Source organism: Vibrio sp. 10N.222.48.A3 (assembly GCF_041475345.1).
In the GTDB taxonomy this organism is placed as follows: domain Bacteria; phylum Pseudomonadota; class Gammaproteobacteria; order Enterobacterales; family Vibrionaceae; genus Vibrio; species Vibrio tasmaniensis_A.
Map to the genome: position 1 here is coordinate 1 of NZ_JBFRVX010000717.1, position 7,674 is coordinate 7,674.

A 7,674-nucleotide genomic window follows, 5' to 3' on the forward strand; every position below is an offset into this window, starting at 1 on the left:
GTCCTACTGGTAGTGGTAAAACCCTACTGGCTGAAACACTGGCTCGTTTCCTAGACGTTCCTTTCACAATGGCAGATGCAACAACACTAACCGAAGCGGGTTATGTGGGCGAAGATGTTGAAAACATCATCCAGAAGTTGCTTCAGAAATGTGATTACGACGTAGCGAAAGCGGAACGCGGCATTGTTTACATCGATGAAATCGATAAGATTTCTCGTAAAGCTGAAAACCCATCGATCACGCGTGACGTGTCTGGTGAAGGTGTACAGCAAGCTCTATTAAAACTTGTTGAAGGTACAGTGGCTTCAGTTCCACCTCAAGGTGGTCGTAAGCATCCACAGCAAGAGTTCTTGCAAGTGGACACGTCTAAGATCCTATTTATCTGTGGTGGTGCGTTTGCCGGCCTAGATAAAGTGATTGAGCAACGTGTAGAAACAGGTTCAGGTATCGGCTTTGGCGCAGAAGTGCGTTCAAAAGACGAAACCAAAACTATCGGTGAACTGTTCACTCAAGTAGAACCTGAAGATCTAGTGAAGTATGGTTTGATTCCAGAATTCATTGGTCGTCTACCTGTTACAACAACACTGACAGAGCTTGATGAAGAAGCGCTAATCCAAATCCTTTGTGAGCCAAAGAATGCACTGACAAAACAGTACGCTGCATTATTTGAACTTGAGGATACAGAGTTAGAATTCCGTGAAGACGCCCTACGCGCAATTGCGAAGAAAGCAATGAACCGTAAAACGGGTGCTCGTGGTCTACGCTCTATCTTGGAAGGTGTTCTACTAGAAACTATGTACGAACTGCCATCTTCAACTGATGTAAGCAAGGTTGTGATTGATGAGTCGGTAATTAATGGTGAGTCAGAACCACTATTGATTTACAGTAACTCAGATAACCAAGCAGCTGTTGCAGAGTAGGTCTTTTTAAGACTACACACTCAAATTGAAAAAGGAGGTAAGCAATTACCTCCTTTTTTTTATTCTTCCATTGAATCCAGTCGTTTAAGCCCCATATACTGCTTTATAAGTTAAAGCGGAAGAGAGAAATATATGAACTTGGAACGTTCCGAGCGTATCGAAATCCCCGTGCTACCTCTACGTGATGTAGTGGTTTACCCACACATGGTTATTCCATTGTTTGTTGGTCGTGAAAAATCGATTACTTGCCTTGAATCGGCAATGGAAGCTAACAAACAAGTACTACTTGTAGCGCAGAAAGAAGCGGACACTGATGAGCCTTCAATCGACGACCTATTTAACGTAGGTACAGTCGCTACTATTCTTCAGTTGCTAAAGCTGCCAGATGGTACCGTAAAAGTACTTGTCGAAGGTCAGCAGCGTGCAAAAATTCACCAGTTCAAAGAGAGTGAGTTTTTCTTAGCGGATGCCGAATACGTTGTAACCTCAGAACTTGACGAAAAAGAACAAGAAGTGGTTGTTCGCAGTGCGATCAATCAATTCGAAGGCTTTATTAAGCTGAACAAAAAGATTCCACCAGAGGTTCTAACCTCGCTGAACGGTATTGATGAGGCTGCTCGCCTTGCTGATACGATTGCTGCGCACATGCCACTTAAACTGGTAGATAAGCAGCACGTTCTAGAAATTTCAGATGTGACGGAACGCCTGGAATTCTTGATGGGCCAAATGGAGTCAGAAATTGATATCCTGCAAGTTGAAAAACGCATCCGTGGCCGCGTTAAGAAACAGATGGAAAAGTCTCAGCGTGAGTACTATCTGAATGAGCAAATGAAAGCGATTCAGAAAGAACTGGGCGAGATGGACGACGCGCCTGATGAATTCGAGACTCTGAAGAAGAAGATCGAAGATTCTAAGATGCCTCAAGAAGCTCGTGAAAAAACTGAGCAAGAACTGCAAAAACTGAAAATGATGTCGCCAATGTCTGCTGAAGCAACAGTAGTACGTAGTTACATTGATTGGATGGTAGGCGTTCCTTGGGCTAAGCGTTCAAAAGTTAAAAAGAATTTAGCGAAAGCGGAAGAGATCTTAAACGAAGATCACTACGGCTTAGAACGTGTTAAAGAACGTATTCTCGAATACTTGGCAGTACAAAACCGTATCAACAAACTTAAAGGTCCAATCCTTTGTCTTGTTGGTCCTCCTGGTGTTGGTAAAACTTCACTAGGCCGTTCGATTGCCGCGGCAACGGGTCGTAAGTACACACGTATGGCGCTAGGCGGCGTTCGTGATGAAGCTGAGATTCGTGGTCACCGTCGTACGTACATCGGTTCACTTCCGGGTAAATTAATCCAGAAGATGTCTAAAGTTGGTGTTAAGAACCCACTGTTCCTATTAGATGAAATCGATAAGATGTCTTCTGATATGCGTGGCGACCCATCTTCTGCGCTTCTAGAAGTACTAGACCCTGAGCAAAACAACGCATTTAACGATCACTACCTAGAAGTCGATTACGATTTATCTGATGTGATGTTTGTTGCAACGTCTAACTCGATGGATATTCCGGGCCCACTATTGGACCGTATGGAAGTGATTCGCCTGTCGGGTTACACAGAAGATGAAAAGCTGAACATTGCCAAGAGCCACCTATTGGACAAGCAAGTTCAACGCAACGGTCTTAAGCCTCATGAGATTGAGATTGAAGACTCTGCAATCATCGGCATCATTCGTTACTACACGCGTGAAGCGGGTGTGCGTAGCCTAGAGCGTGAAATCTCTAAGATCTGTCGTAAAGCAGTGAAGAATATCTTGTTAGGCAGCGACCTTAAATCTGTAACGGTTAACATTGATAACCTGAAAGAGTACTTAGGTGTGCAACGTCATGACTTCGGTAAAGCGGATGAAAGCAACCGTATCGGCCAAGTAACTGGCTTAGCATGGACGCAAGTAGGTGGCGATCTACTGACCATCGAAACTGAATCAATGCCAGGTAAAGGTAAGCTAACGCAAACCGGTTCACTAGGCGATGTGATGAAAGAGTCGATTCAAGCGGCAATGACAGTGGTTCGCTCTCGTGCGGAAAATTTGGGTATTAACACCGATTTCTACGAGAAACGTGACATTCATGTTCACGTACCGGAAGGTGCAACGCCAAAAGATGGCCCGAGTGCGGGTATCGCAATGTGTACTGCATTGGTCTCTAGCTTAACGGGTAACCCTGTAAAAGCAGAGGTTGGTATGACCGGTGAAATTACCCTTCGTGGTGAAGTTTTACCTATCGGTGGCTTGAAAGAAAAGCTGCTTGCAGCGCACCGCGGTGGTATTAAAACGGTCTTGATTCCTAAAGACAATGAACGTGATTTGGAAGAGATTCCAGACAACGTAATCGCTGACTTGAAGGTGATTCCGGTTCAATGGATTGATGAAGTACTGAAAGTCGCACTAGAACGAGATCCGTCAGGGGTCGAGTTCGACGTGAAAAAATAGTGATGCATAGCAAAAATAAGTAAAGAATTACGCTGATAGACCCGAAAAGGCTTGTCAGCGTTTTTTTTGGACGCTAAGTTATTCGACTAAAGCGGCAGCCCTTTTGTAATAAGGCTTGCGGCTAAATTAAAACCAAAATGGAACGTACAGTCATCGAGAAGTAGTCACAGATGACACATAGGGGAAAAACAGTGAATAAAACACAACTAGTAGAATCAATCGCAGAAAACGCAGACATCTCTAAAGCTTCAGCTGGTCGCGCTCTAGACGCTTTCATCGAAGCAGTTGGCACAACGCTACAATCAGGCGACCAAGTTGCACTTGTTGGCTTTGGTACTTTCAGTGTTCGTACTCGTGCTGCTCGTACAGGTCGTAACCCAAAAACTGGTGAAGAGATCCAAATCGCAGAAGCTAAAGTACCTGGCTTCAAAGCGGGTAAAGCACTTAAAGACGCATGTAACTAATTTTTGTTGCTGAAACCTCGAGTTTTGTGAGGGGAAGGCAGTAATATGCGTTTACTGTTTGAACAATGATGTTTCATTTTTAAACAGTATATGTGCAAAGCACATTGAACTTATTTAAATTATGCGCATCCTACTGATGCGCATTTCTTTTTCTGATAATATCGCGTGAATAGATTTTTATTTTGAAGCCAATGCTTCATATCCGGAGAGCACTTAAATTATGATGGATCGATTACGCGAAGGCGTGAATAGCATCGCGGTAAAAATTATCCTTGGGTTGATTATCCTGTCATTCGTATTCGCAGGTGTAGGCAGCTACATCACCGGTGGCGGTAACAACGCAGCAGCTAAAGTTGGCAACACAGAAATTGCTCGTGGTGAGTTCGAACAAGCTTACCAAAACGAACGTAATCGCATGCAATCTCAACTTGGCGATTACTTCGCTCAAATGCTTGCAGACCCTACATACGTTGAGTCTTTCCGTAAGTCAGTACTTGATCGCATGATCAACGATGTTCTACTTGAGCAGCAAGCAGAGTCTCTAGGCCTACGAATCAGTGATTCTCAAATCCGTACCATGATTCTAGAAATGCCTCAGTTCCAAACGGCTGGTCAATTTGACCAAGAAGTTTACCAATCGGCATTACGTCGTGCAGGTTTCAGCGCAGAAAGCTTCGCTGAATACATGCGTCGTGACCTAATGCGTAACCAGCTTGTTACTGCACTTCAAGGCAGTGAATTTGTTCTTCAAGGCGAAATTGATATTCAGAGCAAGCTTATTGCTCAAACTCGTGACATTCGTACAGTGACACTGTCTGTTGCTGACCTAGCGAAAAATATCGAGTTAACTGACGAGCAAATCGAACTGTACTACCAAGAGAACCCTGCGGCTTACACTCGTCCAGAGCAGGCCAAGGTGTCTTACATCGAACTTTCTGCTGAAGCTCTTAAATCGCAGCTTGAAGTTAGCGATGAGGAAGCACAGAAATACTACCAAGAGCACCTAGACAAGTACTCTACTGAAGAGCAACGCAAAGTTAGTCACATCCTAGTTCAAGGTGATGACGAAGCGAAAGCACAGTCTATCTTAGACGAGCTAAATGCAGGCGCTGATTTTGCTACGCTAGCAGAAGAGAAATCTGACGACTTCGGTAGTGCAGACGTTGGCGGTGACCTAGGTTGGATTGAACGTGATGTTATGGACCCAGCATTCGAAGACGCGGCTTTCGCTCTTGTGAATATTGGCGATACAACTGGCCTAGTTAAATCTGATTTTGGCTACCACATCATCAAGCTAGATGAACTAAAAGCATCTCAAGCTCAGCCTTACACTGAAGTAGCGGCAGAGATTAAGACAGAGCTTCTAGACCAACACGCAGTTGATCAGTTCTACGAGCAACAGACTGAACTTGAAAAAGTAGCGTTTGAATTCCCAGATTCTCTAGACGACTCTGCTGAAGCTATCAACGCAAAGATCACGACGACTGATTTCATCTCTCAAGCTGATGCTCCAGAAGTTCTGATGACGCCTGCAGTAATGCAAGCTATCTTGAGCCCTGAAGTGAAAGAAGACGGTTTGAACTCTGAAGTTATCGAAGTGGCTCCTGAGCACGTTATTGTTGTACGTGTAGAAGAGACTCGCGACGAAACAGTTCTTCCTTTAGCAGAAGTGAAAGATCAAGTTGTAGCTGCATTGTCTGCTGTAAAAGCAGAGCAACAAGCGGTAGAGCTAGGTGTTTCTCTAGTGAACGAACTCAAGCAAGGTAATGAAGCGGTACTGGCGGATAACAGCCTTGAGTTTACTGAACTTGAAACCATTGACCGTAATTCTCCATTAGCTGCATCTGTATTCGCTCTAGTGAAACCAGAAGCCGGCCAAGCTGTGTTCGGACAATCTAAAGACCAAGACGGTAACATCGTTGTTGTTGAGCTTTCTAAAGTAACGGCTGAAATCAACCCTGCTTACAGCACACAACTTGGTGCACAGTTAGAGCGCGTTGGTAATCAACAAGACCTTACTAATGTACTAAACGTACTGCGTAAAAATGCAGACGTTGAATACTACATCGTTGGTCAAGCTCAATAAGCTTTGAATTTACTCGGTAGTCTTCTGCCGAGTAATGCAACTTGAGAATACAACTTGAAAGTAGTGCAGCAACTCGGTTTGCGAGCTAGCTAACAAATTGATGAAAATTAGATGTATAACGAAGCGGGTCACTTAGGTGACCCGCTTTATTTTTGTCTGGTGAGTGTTTTATCTAGCGCAGCAAATGCATAAGTTACGTTTTTTGAACAAAGGAACGGTTTATGCGCACGATATATTCAACATTATTTCTTACATTTCTGATTCTGTTAAGCCCCGCAGCGTATGCAGACAGCCCAACTAAGGCAGAGCTTTACGATGGCATTGAGATTACGGTCAATATCAATACCGCGACAGCTGAAGAGCTGTCAGCGCTATTGGTTGGTGTGGGGGATAAGAAAGCTCAAGAGATCGTCGATTACAGGGATCAAAACGGGGCATTTACGACTGCTGATGATTTGGTGAGTGTGAAAGGTATAGGTGAAGCCACGGTTAACAAGAACCGCGAAAGAATTCAACTTTAATCCGTTTGTCTACTTGTTAGAAATGAAGCGATAGATATGAAGCCTCCGGCCAATGCACCTGCTAGGTGGGCTTCAATCGCGACACGAGCATTAATCAGTTCACCAGTTGTGCTAGAAGGGCCAACAAGCTGCTCCCAAGCGATTTTAGCGATTAATCCCAACACTAACAGCCAACTTGATCTCCTACCGTTTAAAGCCTCACTGAGCGCGAATAAGCCAAATAACCCATGCAAAGAGCCTGATAGGCCAACATAGATCTGAATACTCGAAAACAACAGGGCGATCCCAGTCACTAAACTAATCACAAGCAGAGCAAGAACAAGCTGTTTTTTACTCGGTTGAAACAGATAGCTGATGATCCATAAGCCTGCTAGATTCATCAGAAGGTGCGAGTAGTTGGTATGTGAAAAATTTCCTGTTAGGATCCGCCACCATTGCCCCTCGGCAATCGCATTGCTATCCCATACGACCCAAGCTTGTATTGGCTCAAATTGGAATAAGACGCATAAAAGTGAAGTGAAAATTAAAACAGGGTACACATTAAATCCATGTCTCGTTATTGCCCCCAATGCAGCAAGGCTTTGAAAGCTTGTATTTGTCAGTGGGTTACACCACTCGAATCGAATGTTGAGCTTATCATTCTTCAGCACCCATCAGAAGAGCATCGCCCGATGGGTACTGCGCGTATCCTCTCGTTATCCCTAAATAACAGCGTGACGCTTGTCGGTGAAGATTTTTCAGACAACGAACAATTGAACGCATTGCTGGCCAATGAACATTACCAACATGTGATTTTATACCCAAGTGAAAACTCTGTTTCAGTTGAGTCGGCAACATCTCCAAATAAGAAGCTGCGTGTGATTTTATTGGATGGCACGTGGAAGAAGGCGTTCAAAATGTGGCAAGTATCGAGTAACTTGCATGCGCTGAATACGGTTCACTTGCCGAAAGATCTCAAGGGTAATTACCGAATTCGCAAAGCGCCAAGTGAAAACAGCCTTTCGACAGTAGAGGCGGGTTATCATCTGTTGAGCTTGTTAGAAAATGATCGAGACTTTAGCCCTCTGCTAACGGCATTTGACCGAATGATTCAGTTTCAAATCAATCAAATGCCACCGGGCGTGTTTGAGAAAAACTACTTAGATTAAGCTGTTTCAGTAAAGTGAGCCAGGAATTAAAACTCGGTATGAGCTGAGAAC

Annotated in this window: 7 protein-coding genes; 6 read left to right on the top strand and 1 reads right to left on the bottom strand. The window is 44.1% G+C overall.

The window, feature by feature from the left end; translation table 11 throughout:
* The 5 genes from clpX to AB4653_RS18845 form a co-directional block, all read left to right on the top strand.
* A partial coding sequence (gene clpX, locus AB4653_RS18825; protein ID WP_372104986.1) for an ATP-dependent protease ATP-binding subunit ClpX occupies positions 1 to 920 on the top strand: 920 nt, incomplete at its 5' end.
* Positions 921 to 1,052: 132 nt separating this feature from the next.
* Positions 1,053 to 3,404 carry an endopeptidase La gene (gene lon, locus AB4653_RS18830; RefSeq protein WP_009847282.1) on the top strand — a complete coding sequence of 784 codons (2,352 nt, stop codon included), beginning with the start codon at positions 1,053 to 1,055 and terminating at the stop codon, positions 3,402 to 3,404.
* A gap of 170 nt (positions 3,405 to 3,574) precedes the next feature.
* Positions 3,575 to 3,868, top strand: a complete 294-nt coding sequence (locus AB4653_RS18835; protein ID WP_012604504.1) for an HU family DNA-binding protein — start codon at positions 3,575 to 3,577, stop codon at positions 3,866 to 3,868.
* 220 nt (positions 3,869 to 4,088) lie between these two features.
* Positions 4,089 to 5,954: a peptidylprolyl isomerase gene (ppiD, locus tag AB4653_RS18840; protein WP_009847281.1), complete on the top strand. Its 1,866-nt coding sequence runs from the start codon at positions 4,089 to 4,091 to the stop codon at positions 5,952 to 5,954.
* A gap of 221 nt (positions 5,955 to 6,175) precedes the next feature.
* On the top strand, positions 6,176 to 6,475 hold the full coding sequence (locus AB4653_RS18845) for a ComEA family DNA-binding protein (protein ID WP_009847280.1): 300 nt from the start codon (positions 6,176 to 6,178) through the stop codon (positions 6,473 to 6,475).
* Here AB4653_RS18845 and rrtA read toward each other — a convergent pair.
* On the bottom strand, positions 6,472 to 7,014 hold the full coding sequence (gene rrtA, locus AB4653_RS18850) for a rhombosortase (protein WP_032555260.1): 543 nt from the start codon (positions 7,012 to 7,014) through the stop codon (positions 6,472 to 6,474). The two genes, AB4653_RS18845 and rrtA, sit on opposite strands and share 4 nt — an antisense overlap.
* A gap of 9 nt (positions 7,015 to 7,023) precedes the next feature.
* Between rrtA and AB4653_RS18855 the strand changes: the two genes are divergently transcribed.
* Positions 7,024 to 7,623, top strand: a complete 600-nt coding sequence (locus AB4653_RS18855) for a tRNA-uridine aminocarboxypropyltransferase (RefSeq protein WP_032555259.1) — start codon at positions 7,024 to 7,026, stop codon at positions 7,621 to 7,623.
* The last annotated feature ends 51 nt before the right edge of the window (positions 7,624 to 7,674 follow it).